This window comes from Stenotrophomonas acidaminiphila (genome assembly GCF_001431595.1).
Lineage (GTDB): Bacteria > Pseudomonadota > Gammaproteobacteria > Xanthomonadales > Xanthomonadaceae > Stenotrophomonas > Stenotrophomonas acidaminiphila.
In genome coordinates, this window is record NZ_LDJO01000095.1 from 1 (window position 1) to 441 (window position 441).

2 pseudogenes are annotated in these 441 nt (G+C 66.2%); one reads left to right on the forward strand and one right to left on the reverse strand.

Going from position 1 to position 441, the window contains the following annotated elements:
- Window positions 1-52: 52 nt before the first annotated feature.
- Window positions 53-115, forward strand: a pseudogene (locus ABB33_RS19325) (hypothetical protein); the annotation flags it as partial.
- Between the two features lie 95 nt (window positions 116-210).
- On the opposite strand, the pseudogene ABB33_RS18330 reads toward ABB33_RS19325, so the two are convergent.
- Window positions 211-441: pseudogene (locus ABB33_RS18330) on the reverse strand (OPT family oligopeptide transporter); the annotation flags it as partial.

The window sequence follows — 441 nt, forward strand, 5'->3', positions numbered from 1 at the left end:
GTACCAGGCCATCGTCGGCCAGTGGCTGGTCAGCGTGCCGATGACGATCATCATGATCGTGGCCGGCTTCCTGTTCGTTTCGGTGTCCGGCTACCTGGCCGGCCTGGTCGGCTCGTCCAACAACCCGGTCTCGGGCATCACCATCGCCACCATCCTGTTCGCCTCGGTGATGCTGCTGATGCTGCTGGGCGACGACGGCAAGGTGCAGGTCGGCGGCGCGCCGCCGACCTGCACCTTGCCGTCGTCGCCCAGCAGCAGCAGCAGCACCACCGAGGCGAACAGGATGGTGGCGATGGTGATGCCCGAGACCGGGTTGTTGGACGAGCCGACCAGGCCGGCCAGGTAGCCGGACACCGAAACGAACAGGAAGCCGGCCACGATCATGATGATCGTCATCGGCACGCTGACCAGCCACTGGCCGACGATGGCCTGGTACAGCGC